Below are 16,476 nucleotides of genomic sequence, written 5' to 3' on the forward strand. Positions count from 1 at the left end.
AAAAAATGACAACCCCTGCGCAGTGATGTACACTTGAGCTATCAAAATGTTCAAATGAACATTGTTCAGGAGGTTGTTATGACAACTGCATCCCCATTCAATCACGGCAATGCCGCACGCGTCTTCGATCCCACGCTGATCCAGCACGCTCAGCAATCGTTTATGGATCAAATGGGCTTACCGCGTAATCCGCTGAAAGCGCACCAGTTGATCACCGAAGGTCTGGATGTCGGCATCGTTGAACGCGCGGCCACGGTGCTAAAAGCAACGCCGCTGGATGTGGCCCAGATGGTGTCTATCGATCGCAATACCTATCGCCGCCGCGAGAAAGCCGGATCGCAACTCTCGGTGGAGCAAGGTGCGCGCGTGTATCAGGTGTTCGAAATTCTGGATGCCGTATTGCAATTATTTGCCGGTGACGTTGACGCTGCCATGCACTGGATGTATCAACCTGCGTTGGCACTGGATGATGCATTGCCGATGGAGATGCTGAGCACGCCTGCGGGTTGTGATGCGGTGTTAACGCTGATTGGTCGCCTGGAACACGGAGTAATTGTGTAATGACGCAACGGAAGGAACCGGATGCTCCCTATCGGCTGTTTTATCGACTCGTGAAAGAAGAGTACGCCAGCGAGGCATTTAGCGGCGCTGGCGCTGAAAAATGGGGCGGACGCTGGAATCCGCCCGGCATTAAGACGGTGTATCTCAGCAGTTCAAAGGCGCTCGCCACGCTGGAACTGGTGGTGCATGCCGGTAAAGCGATGCTGGAGAAAAGTCGCTTTGTGATTTTTACTCTGCCGATTCCTGAAAGCGAAATCATGGCGCTGGACAGCAATAAACTGCCCGACGATTGGCAAAAGTATCAGCAGCAAGAAGAGACACAGGCGATTGGCGCCGCATTCCTCGATGTGCAAGGCGGCTTTCCTTTGCTATTAACGGTACCCAGCATTTTGACCGGCGAAGACAACGCCATTCTCAATCCCGACCATCCCGCCGCTGCGGCCCTATTTGCACAAGCTACTTCAGCGCCCTTCGCGCTTGATCGCCGGATTAAAGCGTGACGAGGGTATTGCTTCAGTGCGAGTTGTTGAAAAGGACACATTTGCTAAAGGCGCTGGCGCGTCTGCTGCGGCAAAAGGGCTATCCACAGCGCTGAGGATTTTACGTTGGGCCAGGAGCCTCACGCATGGATGCGTGAGGCAGTTCGGGGCCGGCCAGGACGGCCGATCCCCGAACGGTCCGTTGGCACAACGTAGAAGCCGAAGGCACCGCGCTAGCGGCGCGAGGACGGCCCGTGACGCAGCAGATGTGTCTGCGCCCGCACCGAATTTAAAGCAAAATATCAACGCGCCGGTTTCGCTAAAGCATACGCCGCCGTTAAATCCACACGTTGCCAGAATGACTGATCTGCATCATTGCCAGACAGCGGATAGCCGTTTGGCAGCGCGCTTTTCACCATCAGGCTACGAATCTGCGCATCAGACAGCTGCGGCAACGCGGTTTTTAGCAGGATCTCCGCGCCCTGCGGGACTTTGACAGGCGCGTTCTGCACATTGGCTTTCGGCAGGTTGTAACTCATGGTGAAACGATAGAACTGCTTCATCGCCGGTAAGCGATAAGGATCGTCCTTGCCATTGCTGCGCGCACACTCTGCCAGCGACGTGCCGCACTCTTTTTCCAGCGCGGCACGCAACTGATTACGCGCTTCCCTAAACAGTGCCTGATAGCGCGCATCGTTGAGATAATTCGCCACGTTGCGCTGCGCTACCATGCGCGAACCCATCACATCCAGCGGGTAATGCACGCCCAACACTAAACGCGAATAACCGTAGCGTGCGCCGCGCATCACCAATGCTTCAAAACGTTCCGGCACCATTTCGGCCAGCAACAAGGCATCGGTATAACCGGTGTTGGTATGGCCGCTCGGGAAAGAGCCGCCGTCGGCGGTGTAACGCACGTTGTCTTTGACCACCACATCGTCCGGCACCAGATGAATGCTGTTGCCCGCGCGCAGGAACGGTCGCGGATAGTTAAAGTGCTTTTTCGCCGCGCTGGCGCTGACTTCACTTGCTTTGATCAGCGCGGCGGCTTTGCCGATCTCACCTTTGTCGTAAGCGGCGAGGAAGGCTTTGCCAAGGCGCGGACCAAGCGCATCAGAGAGGAAATAGAGATAGCTGATGGCTTCTGCATCGGCCAGGGCCTGATGACGCACATTTTGCGTGGCGTTCAGGTTGATGTGGGTGACGGTGGCCTGGCTGGCATCAAGTACGCTGGCGGGCAACGTGCTAAAGCCCGAAAGCAGAGCAATTCCGGCCTGCTGGTTCTCTTTCATTTTGAAATCGTAGCCGCTGTTTTTCAGCCACTGCGTATCAGCTTGTTTCGCGGTCTGTTTGACTTTTTCCAGTTGCTCGCGCGTCAACGTGCTGCTGTCACCTTGCAGCGCCTGACGTTCAGCCTGCAGCGATTGCTGTTCGAGATCGCTATAAGCGGAGGTGGAACCGGTGGAGGTTAAGCCTGCCAGCGCGGCCGCATCGGGCAGTGAAACCGCATGTGCCTGCTGTGCCAGCAGAATAACCGATGCAATCAGTGTGAAGCGGGTTTTCATTATTTTCCCCTGTTATCAAAATATTACCTTGCCGGGGAAACACGCTAGCACTCGGTTATGACAGATTTATTTCATTTAACGACACTGACTGGCACAGTTTTGTACGCAAATTTGTGCCAGCGAGCCGCAGCCGCCGTTATTGTCATTTTTACACTGTGATTGCTGCACATAGCAGTTTTGCTGACAGGCTGAAACATCGCACTTCGCGGCAATCGGCGTCAGCTGCACCACCGATGCTTTTCGCTCCGGCTGCCATTGCGGTTGTGCCAGCACGCTGGCGCTGAACAACAAGGTAAAAGCCATTATCCATTTCATGATTGAGTCCTCGCAGAACGGGTGTAATGAGTATGGCTGCTGCGGAGCCAATTACCATGCTGAAACAATCGATTCACTCTTACACAGAAGTTGCCTTGCTGCAGTGCATGGGCGTGCGCCACTGTAGTGCAGAGCGGCAAGATCAGATGCTGCTTCGTTGATTTTAAATCAATGAGTTAGCCTCCATTCGGCCAATCTTCCAACCTGGTACAAAAGTTGCAGTCTTTAATGCATAGCAAAGGAGACGGATATGAAAGCGATTGTGATTGGCGCGGGCATTGGCGGTATGAGTGCTGCGATTGCGCTGGAGAAAGCGGGTTTTGACACCGCCGTATTTGAAGCAGTGAAAGAGATGAAGCCGGTGGGTGCGGCGATCTCTATCTGGCCTAACGGCGTGAAATGTCTCAACGCGTTGGGCATGAAAGAGCCGCTGCGCGCACTGGGCGGCAACATGGCGTTTATGGCCTACAACGATGCGCACAGCGGCAGCACGCTCACCCGCTTCAGCATGAAACCGCTGGTGCAGCAGGTGGGGGAATATCCCTATCCGGTGGCGCGCGCGGAGTTACAGGCGATGCTGATCGATACCTACGGACGTTCGCGCATTAGCTTTGGTAAACGCGTCACGCAGGTTGAGCAAACCGAGCATGGCGTCACCGCATGGTTTGATGACGGTAGCCAGGCCGAAGGTGATTTTCTGATTGCCGCCGATGGTACGCACTCGGTGATCCGCCACTATGTGCTGGGTGAAAGCGTGGAACGTCGTTACGCCGGTTACGTCAACTGGAACGGCCTGGTGACGATTGATGAAGCGATTGCGCCCGCCGATCAATGGACCACTTTTGTCGGTGAAGGCAAACGCGTGTCGCTGATGCCGGTCAGCGATAACCGCTTCTATTTCTTCTTTGATGTTCCGCTGCCAAAAGGCTTGCCGGAAGATCGCGCAACGTTGAAAAATGATCTCAAAGGCTACTTCAGCGGCTGGGCCGAACCGGTGCAGCGTCTGATTGAACGCCTCAATCCGGAAACCACCAACCGTGTGGAAATCCACGACATCGAACCGTTTAGCCGTTTTGTTAAAGGTCGCGTGGCGTTGCTGGGCGATGCCGCACACAGCACCACGCCGGATATCGGGCAAGGCGGTTGTGCGGCGATGGAAGATGCGGTGGTGCTGGCGCAGACGCTGGCGTCACACTCTTTAGGGATTGAGGATGCGTTGTTGCGCTATGAAGCCCGACGCGTTGAGCGCACCAAAGATTTGGTGTTGAAAGCCCGTAAGCGCTGCGATGTGACGCACGCTAAAGACGCGGAAGTGACGGCGGCGTGGTATGCAGATTTGAAAAACGAAACCGGCGAGCGCGTGCTGGCCGGCATGTGCGATACCATTGAAGGCGGTCCGCTGGGTTGAACCAGGTCGCCATCAATGGCGGTTCTACGACTCTAATCCACGATTTTTCAGCATAGGGCCGATCTCCGGCTCTTTGCCGCGCCACGCCAGCCACAGATGCTGCAAATCGGTGCTGTTACCGCGTGACAGAATATGTTCGCGGAACTGCTGACCGTTTTCACGTGTTAATCCACCACGTTCGACAAAGGCTTGATAGCCATCATCGGCGAGCATCTGCGTCCAGATATAGGCGTAATAACCGGCTGCATAGCCGCCGCCCCAGATATGGCGGAAATAGCTGGAGCGATAACGGGGCGGAACCGTCGGCAGCGCAATGTTTTCGGCGGCCAGCGCCTGCAGCTCGAAGTGGCTGACGTCCTGCGGATTGTCGTGCGTGGTCAGTGAATGCCACTGCAGATCCAGCAGCGCGGCGGCCAGCAGTTCGGTCATGTCGTAACCTTTGTTGAACTTCGCGGCGCGCACCATCTTGTCACGCAGCTCAGCCGGCATCGCCTCTCCGGTTTTGTAATGGCGCGCATAGTTGGCAAACACCGCTTCGTTGCTGGCCCAATGCTCATTAATCTGCGACGGGAACTCGACAAAGTCGCGCGGCGTGGCGGTACCCGACAAGCTCGGATAGCGTTGCGTGGCGAACAAACCGTGCAGCGCATGACCAAACTCGTGGAACAGCGTGATCACTTCATCCCAGCTCAGCAGCGCCGGCTGGCCTGCCTGCGGCTTGGTGTAATTGCACACGTTGTAGATCACCGGTTTGGTGCCGAGCAGCGTGGTTTGGTCGACGAAATTACTCATCCACGCGCCGCCGCTTTTGTTATCACGCTTAAAGAAATCGGTGTAGAACAGCGCCAGCGGCGTGTCGTCGGCATCGAAAATCTCGTAGACGTTAACGTCCGGATGATAAACCGGCAGATCGTGGCGCTGGCTAAAGCGAATGCCAAACAGCTGGCTGGCCGACCAGAATACACCTTTTTCCAGCACGTTATTCAGCTCAAAGTACGGGCGGATTTGGCTCTCATCCAGCGCGTATTGGGCTTTACGCACCTGCTCGGCATAAAAACTCCAGTCCCAGGCGCGCAGCGGAAAACGGTGATGCGCGGCTTCAATGGCCTGCTGAATGTCGGCGGCTTCGCGTTCCGCGCGGGCCCGCGCGGCAGGGACAATATTGCGCATAAAGGCAAAAGCCGCCTCCGGCGTTTTCGCCATCTGATCCTGCATGCTCCATTCGGCATAGGTTTTGAAACCGAGCAAACTCGCCTGCTGCGCGCGCAGTTGCGCCATGCGTAACACGATGTCGCGCGTGTCGTTATCATCGCCCTGCTCGCTGCGTGTTAGCGCCTGCTGGAACAGCGCTTCACGCGTGGCGCGCACTTCCAGCGCCTGCAGCGCCGGTTGTTGCGTGGTGTTTTGCAGAGCAATCAGCCATTCGCCGTGCAAGCCACGTGCTTCGGCCGCCGCTTTGGCATGCGCCAACTCTTCCTCGCTTAATCCGGCCAGCGCCGCAACATTGCTCACCACATAAGCACCGGCTTTGGTGGCCGCCAGCAACTTATTACCGAAGCGGGTGCTGAGGCTCGCCAGCTCCTGATTGCAGGCGCGCAGCTGGGTTTTATCCGCGTCGCTCAGGCTGGCACCGGCCAGCCGAAAATGCTGCCAGGTGACTTCCGCCAGCCGCATCGCTTCGGCATCCGGGCACTGCGAACCGCGATGCTGGTAAACGGTATCGAGGCGAGCAAACAGCTGGCTGTTCAGGTAGATTTCATCATTGAGCGCGGTGAGTTGCGGGGTAATCAGTTCATCGATTTCCTGCAGGCGATCGCTGGTGTTGGCGGAAGTCATGGCACCAAACACCAGATTCACGCGCTTCAGCAACTGGCCGCTACGCTCCAGCGCCTCAAAGGTGTTGGCGAAGGTTGGCGCGTCAGGATTGCTGGCGATCGCCGCCACTTCGCGCCGTTTCTCTTCAATCCCCGCCTCCAGCGCCGGCAGAAAATCCTCTTCCTGAATCTGGTCAAATGGCGGGGTTTGATACGGCAAGGTGCTGGCGGTGAAAAACGGATTAGCTCGTGAATTCATTATCGCTCCTGATAATCAGCAACGCCGCACGGTGGCGGCGGGATGGTTCTATCCTGGCAGTTTCCTCGTCACTCAACAACTTATCGCCTGCTGCTGATAAACGCTGATGATTTCTCCCGCCACCGCGACGGCAATTTCCGCCGGTAACTTGCCCTTCACATCCGCCAAACCAATCGGGCAGCGCAAACGTGCGAGGGAATCTGCCGCAATGCCTTTGCCCTCTAAGCGATAGCGAAAGCGCTGCGCTTTAGTGGCAGAACCAATCACACCGGCATAGCGAAAATCACCGCGGCGCAAGATCGCTTCGCTGAGCGCCAGATCGAGTGGATGATCGTGCGTCATCACCACAAAATAGCTGTCGGGCGCGGCTTCCTGCACGCAGTCAATCGGATCCTCAACCTGACGCACCGTCACGCCGGGCGGCACGGCGCGAAACTGCGCGGCGCGGCTGTCAATCCACGTGATGCGGCACGGCAAAGTGGCAAGCAGATTTACCAGCGCCTGGCCAACGTGACCTGCACCGTACACCTGGATTTCCGGCTGCTGCTGCATCAGCGGTTCAAACAGCAAAGTGGCGTGACCACCGCAGCATTGGCCGAGACGTGCAGCCAGCGCAAACTCTTCACTGCGCGGTTGAGTGCAGCGCTGCTGCAGCATCTCTCGCGCCTGAGCAATGCATTGATATTCGAGATGGCCGCCGCCAATGGTGAGAAAAGTGTCAGTGGCGCTGACCACCATTTTGCTACCGCGATCGCGCGGCACAGAGCCCCGCTCGCTGAGCACGGTAATCAGTACGCAGCTTTCGCGTTTTTCCCGCAGGCTGTGCAACACGCTGATCCAGTCATGATAAATCATGGTCCGCTCCTGATAAGCGCTGAATCCCCCAGAATACTCGCTCCGGCGTGGCGGGTGCGTCCAGCTGCGGATGGCGACGATAGTTATCAACGCTGGCAACCGCATCCTGCAATGCGCACCACACGGCGATGCCCAACATGAACGGCGGTTCGCCGACGGCTTTGGAGTGGAACACCGTGTCCTGCGGGTTTTTGCGGTTCTCAACCAGCGTGACGCGCAAATCACTGGGCACATCACTGATCGCCGGGATTTTGTAGCTGGCCGGGCCATCGGTGAGCAATTTGCCCTTGTCGTTCCACACCAGTTCTTCGCAGGTGAGCCAGCCCATGCCCTGCACAAAACCGCCCTCAACCTGGCCGATATCAATGGCCGGATTCAGCGACGCGCCCACATCATGCAAAATGTCGGCGCGCAGCAAGCGGTATTCGCCGGTCAGCGTATCCACCAGCACTTCGCAGCAGGCCGCGCCGTAGGAGAAGTAATAGAACGGTTTGCCGCGTCCGGCGGCGCGATCGTAATGGATGCCCGGCACTTTGTAGAAACCGGTGGCAGAAAGCGGCACCTGATTAAGCCACGCTTGCTGTGCAACCTGGGCGAAGGTGAAGTGCTTCTCGCCGACGCGCACGATACCGTTGCTGAAATGCACCGCGTCTGCCGCGCATTGATGTTGCTGACACAGCATCTCGGTTAGGCGATCGCGCAGGATTTGTGCGGCATTTTGCGCCGCTTTGCCGTTGAGATCGGCCCCGCTGGACGCTGCGGTTGGCGAGGTGTTGGGCACTTTACCGGTATCGGTGGCGGTCACCTGAATCTGGCTGATATCAATCTGCAGCACTTCCGCCACAATCTGCGCCACTTTGGTGTTTAAGCCCTGGCCCATTTCGGTGCCGCCGTGATTGAGCTGCACCGTGCCATCGGTGTAAATCAAAATCAGCGCGCCGGCCTGATTGAGGAAGCTGGAGGTAAATGAGATGCCGAATTTCACCGGCGTCAGCGCCAGTCCGCGTTTCATAAAACGGTTGCTGGCGTTAAATGCGCTGATGTCACGACGCCGCGCGGCGTATTCGCTGCTGGTTTCTAATTGCTCCGTCATCTCATCCAGCAGATTGTCTTCCACCTGCTGGTGGTAATGGGTGATGTTGCGATCGGTTTTGCCGTAATAGTTACGTTTGCGCAGTTCTAGCGGATCTACTCCTACTTCGCGCGCAACGTGATCCATGATCTGCTCAATCGCCACCATGCCTTGCGGCCCGCCGAAGCCACGGTACGCGGTGTTCGAGGCGGTATGTGTGCGGCAGCGATAGCCGGTAATCAGTGCATCGCCGAGGTAATACGCGTTATCGGCGTGGAACATCGCGCGATCGACAATCGATCCGCTGAGATCGAGTGAATAACCGCAGTTGCCGGCCAGATCGATCTTCACGCCGCAGAAGCGACCATTGTCATCGACGCCGACATCGTAGCGGACAAAAAACGGATGGCGTTTGCCGGTGATCTTCATATCGTCGCGGCGCGCCAGACGCATTTTTACCGGTTTACGCAGCTGACGCGCGGCGATGGCACACAAACACGCCACGCCTGCCGCCTGCGTCTCTTTGCCGCCAAAGCCACCGCCCATGCGCCGTATATCAATGGTGACTTTGTTCATGGTGATGCCCATCACTTCCGCCACCAGCTTCTGCACTTCGGTGGGATTTTGCGTCGAGGAGAACACCTGCAAGCTGTCATCTTCGCCGGGGATCACCAGCGCCGTCTGGGTTTCCAGATAGAAATGTTCCTGACCGCCGATGTGAAATTCGCCCTGAATACGGCGTGACGCCCGCGCCAGCGCAGCGTCAGCATCACCGCGTTGGTGAATGTGCGGCTGCTGTACAAAGAAACGCTGTTCCAGCGCTTCACGCACGTCGAGGACGGCCGGTAGCGCTTCGTACTCAACAATCGCCGCTGCGGCGCCGGCACGCGCCGCTTCCGGTGAATCAGCGGCGACGGCAATGACGATTTGACCGAAATATTCGATTGTGTCCTGCGCCAGCAGCGGATCGCCCGGTTCGAGCGGACCGACATCGTTGAGGCCCGGCACATCGCGCCACGTCAGCACGCTGACTACGCCCGGCACCGCGTAACATGGCTGCACATCCAGTTTGGTGATGCGCGCATGCGCATGCTCGCTCAGACGCGGACAGAGATGCAGCAATCCCGGCAGATCCGGCTTGTCGTCGATATACAGCGCTTCACCGGAGACATGCTTGTCGGCACTTTCATGTTTATTGCTGCGCCCGACGCCCGTTTGCATGTCGGTGGCAAACTGGGCTTTCAGCAGCGTTTCGTTCAGTTCCGGACGGTTATGAGACATAGCGCGATACCTCAGTAATGGTCAGCTCGCCAGACGCTTGTGCGTAGTAGCGGCGCAACAGATTGCGCGCCACCTGCAGGCGATAATCGGCGCTGGCGCGGAAGTCGCTTAGTGGCTGGAAATCCACACTTAGCGCGGCGCAGGCTTTTTCGATGGCGCTGAGATGCAGCGGCTGGCCCAGCAGTTGTGCTTCAGCCGCCAGCGCGCGTTTCGGCGTGGCGGCCATACCACCAAAGGCGAGCCGCGCTTCCACAATTACCCCTTCCGCGATGTGCAGATTGATAGCGGCGAAAACTGCGGAAATATCATCATCCAGCCGTTTAGCCACTTTCCACGCCGCAAAGTTGGGTGACACCGTCACTTTAGCGATGGTGATGCTGCGAATGAATTCACCCGGCAGCAAGACCGTTTGGCGATAGGCGGTAAAGAATTGATCGAGCGGGACTTCTCGCCTCTTTTCACCCTGCTGCAAAACCAGATGCGCATTTAAAGCCAGCAGCATCGGCGCGCAATCACCAATCGGCGATGCGTTACTAATGTTGCCGCCGAGCGTGCCCTGATTACGAATTTGCAATGAGGCAAAACGCTCCAGCATGCTGCTAAACGCCGGAATGTGCTGCGCTAAAAACTGATAGCAATGCTGCAATGAGGCGGCAGCACCGAGATAAAGATGCGTTTCATCTTCGTGGCAGACCTTCAACTCATCAATCTGCTCCAGCGCGATCAGCAGCGGCAAGCGCTGATATTGCTGAGTGATTTGCAGTGTCAGATCGGTACCGCCAGCCACCAGACGGGCTTCAGGATATTGCTGATAGAGCTCGGCGAGTTGCGCTACTGTTTTCGGCAGGTAGCAGCGGCTGCCCGCGGCTTCGATGATCTGTACTTCATTGTTGCTGAGCGCCTGTAAACGCTGCACTAGCGCGGGTGCATTAGCACGGAAGGCATCCGCATCAGGTTGTTCACACGCCTGCTGCGCCGCATCCATGATCGGACGATAGCCGGTGCAACGGCATAAATTACCCGCCAGCGCCTGTTCCGCCTGATGACGATCCCAGCCAGCGCTGTTTTTCTGCAGAGTAAACAGCGACATCACGAAACCCGGCGTGCAGTAGCCGCATTGCGAGCCGTGGCAATCCACCATCGCTTGCTGCACGCTGTGCAGTTCGCGGCCCTGTTTGAGATCTTCCACGGTAATCAGTTGCTTGCCTTGCAGGCTGCTGACCAGCGTTAAACAGCTATTCACCGCCTGATACTGCATCTGTCCATCCACCACTTTACCGAGCGTGACGGTGCAGGCACCGCAATCGCCAGACGCGCAGCCCTCTTTGGTGCCGCGACGCTGCTGCTGGCCGCGCAGGTAGTTAAGCACGGTGAGATTGGGATCAAGCTCACGTTCGGTGATTAAACGATCGTTGAGTAAGAACTGGATCATGCGATTTGCTCCTCACTTTCGCGCTGCCAAACCGGCTTGCCGCTCACCCAGGTTTGCGCGATGTTGCGGTCGTCGCCAAGCGTCATCATTACAAACAGCCGCTCCCAGATGTCTTTGCTGTTGGCATTGCGCAGCTTCTGCAGCGGCGACACAGCCGCATCGAGTACCACGAAATCGGCCTCTTTGCCGGGGTTAAAATTGCCGATAACGTCATCCAGATCGAGCGCGTGCGCGCCGCCTAAGGTGGCGTGATAAAACGCTTCGCAGGCGCTGAGTTTGTATTGCTGTAGCTGGCCGACTTTGTAGGCTTCGCCCAGCGTTTGCAGCAGATTAAAGGTGGTGCCTGCGCCAACGTCGGTGCCAATGCCCATGCGCACGCCCTGCTGCCAGCAGCGTTTGATGTTGAATAAGCCGCTGCCGAGGAACAGGTTTGAGGTCGGGCAGAAGGCAATTGATGAATCGGTGTCATGCAGGCATTGCCACTCTTGATCTTCCAGATGCAGGCAGTGCGCGAACACGCTGCGTTTGCCGGTAAGTTGGTGATGATGATAAACATCAAGATAGCCTGCGCGCTCCGGGAATAGCGCTTTTACCCAGGCGATCTCCTGCGGATTTTCACTTAGGTGCGTGTGCATCCAGACATCAGGAAACTCCTCGCGCAGCTGACGCACTTTATCCAGCAATTCCGGCGACGAGGTCGGTGCAAAGCGCGGGGTGAGCGCATAGCTCAGGCGACCGCGCTGATGCCAGCGCTCAATCAGTTCACGCGTATGCTGATAACTCTCTTCCGGCGTTTCGGTCAGGTATTCAGGCGCGTTGCGATCCATCATCACTTTGCCAGCGATCAGCCGCATATCCAGCTGCTGCGCGGCGCTGAACAGCGAGTCGACCGACTGCTTATGCACGGTGCCGAACACCAGCGCGGTGGTGGTGCCGTTCGACAGCAGCTGGTGCAGGAAGAACGCCGACATTTTTGCCGCGTGATCGGGACAGTGATATTGGCTCTCCACCGGGAAGGTATATTGGTTGAGCCACTCCAGCAGCTGTTCGCCAAAGGCGCCGATCATCTCGGTTTGCGGATAATGAATATGGGTATCGATAAAGCCGGGCACGATCAGTTTGCCACGCAGATCGGTGACGCGCGTGGGATCAACGCGCCCTTCCGCGATTTGCCAGCTTTCAAGGCTGACCACTTTGCCGTCACGCAGCGTTAATAAGCCATCTTCGAGATAGCGTGCATTGGCAGCGATGTCGTCTGGCTGCGCGGCCAGTGCGGTGAAATCAAAGAAGCTGGCGCGCAGCAGCGTTTCGGGTGCGTAAGGCATAATGGTTCCTTGGTGCTTTTTTATGAGTGCAGGTGATTGCCTTAAAGATAGTTTGCAAAGCGCATGCCAATGCAAATAACAAAAAATATTGTTTACTTTCAATATAATAGGTTGTTTTGATGCGTTTTTGTGTCAAGCTTGGCGAGCAAACGTATGCGCAACCGGTTGCCTGCTATCGCAAACGGTTGCTATTTAACATTGCGGCGAGTTTTACTGCGTATGGCGTGATTATCGCCTGTTGGGATGCGTCTTTGTGGTGCGCCATTGCACTCGTAATGTGCAGGAAAAATCCTGCAACACGCTGCTTTGGGTTTTCATGAGCATGGGTTCGAGGTTAATGCTAAGGTGTGGCTGATAACCTGAAATCGTATAAGGAACAGTGAGATGATTATTTTTGTTACTGGCGCAACTGCTGGTTTTGGTCAAAGTATCACCCGCCGCTTCATTGCTACAGGTCACAAAGTGATCGCCAGCGGACGTCGCGCTGAGCGTTTAAAAGAGCTGAAAGATGAGCTGGGCGACAATCTGTACACCGTTCAGCTGGACGTGCGTAATCGTGCCGCCATCGATGAAGCGATCGCCTCCCTGCCCGCTGAATGGCGCAATATTGATGTGCTGGTTAATAATGCTGGCCTGGCGTTAGGTGTGGAACCGGCGCACAAAGCCAATATCGAAGACTGGGAAAATATGATCGACACCAACAATAAAGGTTTGGTGTACATGACGCGTGCGGTGCTGCCGGCAATGGTTGAGCGCAATGTTGGTCATATCGTGAATATCGGTTCGATTGCCGGCAGCTGGCCTTACTTGGGTGGCAACGTGTATGGCGCGACCAAAGCGTTCGTGCGCCAGTTCAGCCTGAATCTGCGTACCGACCTGCACGGCACCGCGCTGCGCGTGACCGATATCGAGCCAGGTTTGGTGGGCGGCACCGAGTTCTCAAACGTGCGCTTCAAGGGCGATGACGATAAAGCGGGCCAGGTTTATGAAGGCACCACCGCGCTGACGGCGGAAGATGTCACCGAAGCGGTGTATTGGGTGACGACGCTGCCGAAGCACGTCAACATCAATACGCTGGAGATTATGCCGGTGACGCAAACCACCGCGGGACTGAAGGTGCATAAAGGTTAATCGCGGTTACACGCTGTTTGATCGAAATATCCGGGGCGACCATCCTGTGAGGCGCTCCGGCGGCTTTCGCCGCGACGACCTCATCGGGATGTTTCCCCCTGATATCGCACGCCGGTGTGGCCGATGATTACGCGCGGCCCCAACCGGTCACGATAATCAACATGCCGCTCAAGGCGACCAGCGCACCGACCCAATCCCACGTACTCAGTTTTACGCCATCCACCACGCGCAGCCAGATTAGCGCCGTCAGCACGTATACGCCGCCATAGGCCGCATAAACGCGCCCGCTCGCGGCGGGATGCAACGTTAACAACCAGACAAACAGCGTAAGACTTGCCGCGGCCGGCACCAGCAGCCACGCCGTCATGCCCTTCTTCAACCATAGCCACGACAGGAAACAGCCAACAATTTCCGCTATCGCAGTGATAAAAAACAGCAAGGCGGTTTTGACCAGCATAGAAAATCTCTCGCTAAGCTAAACAAAGCGCTCACCGCTGGTGAGCAAAGAAGCAGCGATGATATACTAGCGGCCATGGTTGTTACAGCCGCGATCCCGGCTGTGCTGGTGTTAACTGAAGGAAATGACGATGAAAAAACTGTTTTCCGCCCTGCTGGCTACCGTGGTGACGTCGAGCCTTTTAATGGCTGCGCCCATCGCTGCGGCCAAAACCGATCGCCTGATTATTGAAGATGGCAGCAGCGCCTCCAGTAATGAAGCCGCGCGCCAGAGCAAAGAGCAGTGGAACGATACCAAAAACCTGCGTAATAAGGTCAATACGCGCGTTGAGAAAGAGTTTGATAAAGCGGACAAAGCCTTTGATACCCGCGACTCCTGCGAGAAGAGCTATAACGTTAACGCCTATTGGGAACCGAATACGCTGCGCTGCCTCGACCGCCGCACCGGACGTCCAATTGCACCTTAATCGTTTATCACTGCTATAGTTTTGACAGGATTTCTGACCAAAGGAGTGAATGATGAAAAAACGTAATGCAGTTCTGCTGATGGCGATCTTGTCGCTGCCGCTATTGGCGCAAGCGTCTTGTGAAAGCGTCAAAGCGGACATCAGCAAAAAAATCATTAACAACGGCGTCGCCGAATCGGATTTCACGCTGGATATCGTGGCCAATGATCAAGCCGATCAGGTCGGCGGCCAGGTTGTGGGTCATTGTGAGAACGACACACAGAAAATCGTCTACAAGAAAAATGGCCGTGATGGTGACAGCACCGTGCCAGACAGCGCGGGCAGCTCTCAGGATACGCCAGCGCAGTAAACTTTCGGGCGGCTCTCTGGCCGCCCTGCTTTTACTCCACTTCCGGCCTTTGCCGCGGCATTATCCACGCCACCCACAACGTTAGCAGCGCAATCAGCAACGACACTACAAACACCCAATGTAAAGAACTGGCGATTTGTCCGGTCCAGTCATGCAATGTCGCCTCCGACAGCGCCTGACGGCTTTCAGGCGACATGATTTTCTGCATCGGATCGTCGGCCTGCGGCAGACGCAGCGACAAATTGAGGTTCAGCACCGCGCCCAATAACGCGGTACCAATCGCCGACCCGATCATGCGGCTGAACATGATTGAGGCGGTGCAAATGCCGCGAATATCGTAATGCGCATGGTTCTGTACCGATACCAGAAACGTGGTGCTGGTCATGCCCATGCCGGTGCCAATCACAAAGGCGGTGAATCCGGCCTGCACGATTGAGCTGTCGCTGCGCAGTAGCAGCAGTAATGCGCTGCCCGCAATCAGCAGCAGCGCGCCCAACTGCGCGGTGAAGCGATAGGAGGTGATAAGCATCAACCTACCGCTCAATGTACTGGCCAGCGGCCAGCCAATCGACATCATCGCCAGTGCGCTGCCGGCCTGCAGCGGCGTGCCGCCGGTGATGCCCTGAATCCAGGTTGGTAGAAAGGCGCTGATGCCCATCATGCTGGCACCGATGATCAGGTTGCCAATGTTGCCAGCGACGATAAGCCGGCTGCGCCAGATTTCCAGCGGGAACAGCGGCGCATCAGCACGCTGTTCATGCTGTTTTAAACGCCAGGCAGCAATGACCGCCAGCAGCAGGAACGGCACCAGCCAGAAACCGAGCACTTCTGCCTGCAGCAGCGCGACCAGCAACGCCGTTACGCAGATCATCAGCCAGCAGCTGCCGGTGAGATTGAGCGTGGTGGCCTGATTTTGTTCGCGCGATGGAAGAAAACGCGCCAGCAGCAGCATGGCGATGGCGCCAATCGGCACGTTGACCCAGAAAATCACCGACCAGCTAAAGTGCTGCACCAGCCACGCGCCGCTCAGCGGACCAATGATTGCCGCCACGCCCCAGACGCTGGAGAGCCAGCCCTGGACGTTGGCGCGTTCGCGCGGCGAATAGACGTCCGCCACAATGGTGGACGTTAGCGGCATTATCGCCCCGGCACCTAACCCCTGAAAAGCGCGAAACAGGATCAGCCACGCCATGCTGTGGGCAAATCCGCACAGAATCGATCCCAGTAAAAAGAGCGAAACACCGATAAACAACAGCCGTTTGCGGCCCCACATATCTGCCAGTCGGCCATACAGCGGCACGCTAACGGCTTGCGTCAGTAGATAGATGGAAAATACCCAGCCAAACTGCGAAAAGCCGCCAAGATCGGCAATAATGGTCGGCATGGCGGTGGCTACGATGGTGACTTCAATCGCCGCCATAAACATAGCGAGCATGCAGCCGATAAGAATCCAGTGGCGATGTTCCGTGTTCAATTCTGCAGTTTCAGTCATACGTCTCCTTAATTTCTAACAAGGCTAGCTGAAAATTCACCAGACCAGTTTCCTCTGCGTGCGCCCCATCTGTTACGACGTCACTTATTTCGATGAAAATTTTTTATTGTCGGATGATGCCTTATTCCACGCGGGTTAGATGGCGTTTTTTATTATTTCTATCTGTCTGATTTTGCCGCAAAAACTAGCGCTTATCGACAAGCATTGCTATAGGT

15 protein-coding genes are annotated in these 16,476 nt (G+C 56.5%); 6 read left to right on the forward strand and 9 right to left on the reverse strand.

All coding sequences use genetic code 11. The features are described 5' to 3' along the window. Positions 1-78: 78 nt before the first annotated feature. Positions 79-561, forward strand: coding sequence for an antitoxin Xre/MbcA/ParS toxin-binding domain-containing protein (locus ACYAC5_RS09935; protein ID WP_154193487.1), 483 nt, complete (start codon positions 79-81; stop codon positions 559-561). Beyond that, positions 561-1,061 (forward strand): RES family NAD+ phosphorylase, encoded by a 501-nt coding sequence (locus ACYAC5_RS09940; RefSeq protein WP_101764367.1) that lies wholly within the window; start codon positions 561-563, stop codon positions 1,059-1,061. The genes ACYAC5_RS09935 and ACYAC5_RS09940 overlap by 1 nt, the downstream gene beginning before the upstream one ends. A 281-nt stretch (positions 1,062-1,342) precedes the next feature. Here ACYAC5_RS09940 and ACYAC5_RS09945 read toward each other — a convergent pair whose 3' ends face one another. Next, on the reverse strand, positions 1,343-2,605 hold the full coding sequence (locus ACYAC5_RS09945; protein ID WP_462061671.1) for an acid phosphatase: 1,263 nt from the start codon (positions 2,603-2,605) through the stop codon (positions 1,343-1,345). Between the two features lie 75 nt (positions 2,606-2,680). After that, entirely contained in the window at positions 2,681-2,920 is a 240-nt protein-coding gene (locus tag ACYAC5_RS09950) for a hypothetical protein (RefSeq protein ID WP_462061672.1), read from the reverse strand. Positions 2,921-3,170: 250 nt separating this feature from the next. Here ACYAC5_RS09950 and hpxO point away from each other — a divergent pair, with 250 nt between their 5' ends. Further along, positions 3,171-4,328 (forward strand): FAD-dependent urate hydroxylase HpxO, encoded by a 1,158-nt coding sequence (gene hpxO / locus ACYAC5_RS09955; protein WP_101764364.1) that lies wholly within the window; start codon positions 3,171-3,173, stop codon positions 4,326-4,328. A gap of 24 nt (positions 4,329-4,352) precedes the next feature. Here hpxO and dcp read toward each other — a convergent pair whose 3' ends face one another. The 5 genes from dcp to guaD all read right to left on the reverse strand — a co-directional run bounded on the left by dcp (position 4,353) and on the right by guaD (position 12,366). Next, positions 4,353-6,401 (reverse strand): peptidyl-dipeptidase Dcp, encoded by a 2,049-nt coding sequence (gene dcp, locus ACYAC5_RS09960; protein ID WP_192411812.1) that lies wholly within the window; start codon positions 6,399-6,401, stop codon positions 4,353-4,355. Between the two features lie 72 nt (positions 6,402-6,473). Next, positions 6,474-7,256 (reverse strand): xanthine dehydrogenase accessory protein XdhC, encoded by a 783-nt coding sequence (gene xdhC, locus ACYAC5_RS09965; protein WP_101764362.1) that lies wholly within the window; start codon positions 7,254-7,256, stop codon positions 6,474-6,476. Next, positions 7,243-9,609 (reverse strand): xanthine dehydrogenase molybdopterin binding subunit, encoded by a 2,367-nt coding sequence (gene xdhB, locus ACYAC5_RS09970; protein ID WP_192411811.1) that lies wholly within the window; start codon positions 9,607-9,609, stop codon positions 7,243-7,245. The genes xdhC and xdhB overlap by 14 nt, the downstream gene beginning before the upstream one ends. Beyond that, a complete protein-coding gene (xdhA, locus tag ACYAC5_RS09975; protein WP_462061675.1) occupies positions 9,599-11,041 on the reverse strand; it encodes a xanthine dehydrogenase small subunit in 1,443 nt (480 codons plus the stop codon). The genes xdhB and xdhA overlap by 11 nt, the downstream gene beginning before the upstream one ends. Beyond that, positions 11,038-12,366 (reverse strand): guanine deaminase, encoded by a 1,329-nt coding sequence (gene guaD, locus ACYAC5_RS09980; protein ID WP_192233899.1) that lies wholly within the window; start codon positions 12,364-12,366, stop codon positions 11,038-11,040. The genes xdhA and guaD overlap by 4 nt, the downstream gene beginning before the upstream one ends. Positions 12,367-12,750: 384 nt before the next feature. Between guaD and ydfG the strand changes: the two genes are divergently transcribed. After that, a complete protein-coding gene (gene ydfG, locus ACYAC5_RS09985; protein WP_101764358.1) occupies positions 12,751-13,497 on the forward strand; it encodes a bifunctional NADP-dependent 3-hydroxy acid dehydrogenase/3-hydroxypropionate dehydrogenase YdfG in 747 nt (248 codons plus the stop codon). 127 nt (positions 13,498-13,624) lie between these two features. Here the strand turns inward: ydfG and ACYAC5_RS09990 are convergent, their stop codons facing one another. Next, positions 13,625-13,954 (reverse strand): YnfA family protein, encoded by a 330-nt coding sequence (locus tag ACYAC5_RS09990; RefSeq protein WP_462061676.1) that lies wholly within the window; start codon positions 13,952-13,954, stop codon positions 13,625-13,627. Positions 13,955-14,084: 130 nt separating this feature from the next. On the opposite strand from ACYAC5_RS09990, the gene ACYAC5_RS09995 reads away from it, so the two are divergent. Then, the gene (locus tag ACYAC5_RS09995) at positions 14,085-14,420 is read left to right on the forward strand and encodes a DUF1283 family protein (protein WP_101764357.1); all 336 of its coding nucleotides are present in this window, start codon (positions 14,085-14,087) and stop codon (positions 14,418-14,420) included. A 52-nt stretch (positions 14,421-14,472) separates the two neighbouring features. Then, positions 14,473-14,769, forward strand: a complete 297-nt coding sequence (locus ACYAC5_RS10000; protein ID WP_277974923.1) for a DUF1161 domain-containing protein — start codon at positions 14,473-14,475, stop codon at positions 14,767-14,769. A gap of 31 nt (positions 14,770-14,800) precedes the next feature. On the opposite strand, the gene ACYAC5_RS10005 is transcribed toward ACYAC5_RS10000, so the two are convergent. Next, complete coding sequence (locus ACYAC5_RS10005) at positions 14,801-16,261, reverse strand: MDR family MFS transporter (RefSeq protein ID WP_101764355.1); 1,461 nt, start codon at positions 16,259-16,261, stop codon at positions 14,801-14,803. Between the last annotated feature and the right edge of the window lie 215 nt (positions 16,262-16,476).

This window comes from Pantoea sp. y20 (genome assembly GCF_054903455.1).

Excerpts from the sequence above, each read along its gene's own strand:
- dcp (WP_192411812.1), bottom strand. The coding sequence starts at position 6,401 with ATGAATTCACGAGCTAATCCGTTTTTCACCGCCAGCACCTTGCCGTAT.
- ACYAC5_RS09990 (WP_462061676.1), bottom strand. The coding sequence starts at position 13,954 with ATGCTGGTCAAAACCGCCTTGCTGTTTTTTATCACTGCGATAGCGGAA.
- guaD (WP_192233899.1), bottom strand. The coding sequence starts at position 12,366 with ATGCCTTACGCACCCGAAACGCTGCTGCGCGCCAGCTTCTTTGATTTC.
- ydfG (WP_101764358.1), top strand. The coding sequence starts at position 12,751 with ATGATTATTTTTGTTACTGGCGCAACTGCTGGTTTTGGTCAAAGTATC.
- xdhA (WP_462061675.1), bottom strand. The coding sequence starts at position 11,041 with ATGATCCAGTTCTTACTCAACGATCGTTTAATCACCGAACGTGAGCTT.
- ACYAC5_RS09935 (WP_154193487.1), top strand. The coding sequence starts at position 79 with ATGACAACTGCATCCCCATTCAATCACGGCAATGCCGCACGCGTCTTC.
- ACYAC5_RS09995 (WP_101764357.1), top strand. The coding sequence starts at position 14,085 with ATGAAAAAACTGTTTTCCGCCCTGCTGGCTACCGTGGTGACGTCGAGC.
- ACYAC5_RS10000 (WP_277974923.1), top strand. The coding sequence starts at position 14,473 with ATGAAAAAACGTAATGCAGTTCTGCTGATGGCGATCTTGTCGCTGCCG.
- hpxO (WP_101764364.1), top strand. The coding sequence starts at position 3,171 with ATGAAAGCGATTGTGATTGGCGCGGGCATTGGCGGTATGAGTGCTGCG.
- ACYAC5_RS09940 (WP_101764367.1), top strand. The coding sequence starts at position 561 with ATGACGCAACGGAAGGAACCGGATGCTCCCTATCGGCTGTTTTATCGA.
- ACYAC5_RS10005 (WP_101764355.1), bottom strand. The coding sequence starts at position 16,261 with ATGACTGAAACTGCAGAATTGAACACGGAACATCGCCACTGGATTCTT.
- ACYAC5_RS09945 (WP_462061671.1), bottom strand. The coding sequence starts at position 2,605 with ATGAAAACCCGCTTCACACTGATTGCATCGGTTATTCTGCTGGCACAG.
- xdhB (WP_192411811.1), bottom strand. The coding sequence starts at position 9,609 with ATGTCTCATAACCGTCCGGAACTGAACGAAACGCTGCTGAAAGCCCAG.
- ACYAC5_RS09950 (WP_462061672.1), bottom strand. The coding sequence starts at position 2,920 with ATGAAATGGATAATGGCTTTTACCTTGTTGTTCAGCGCCAGCGTGCTG.
- xdhC (WP_101764362.1), bottom strand. The coding sequence starts at position 7,256 with ATGATTTATCATGACTGGATCAGCGTGTTGCACAGCCTGCGGGAAAAA.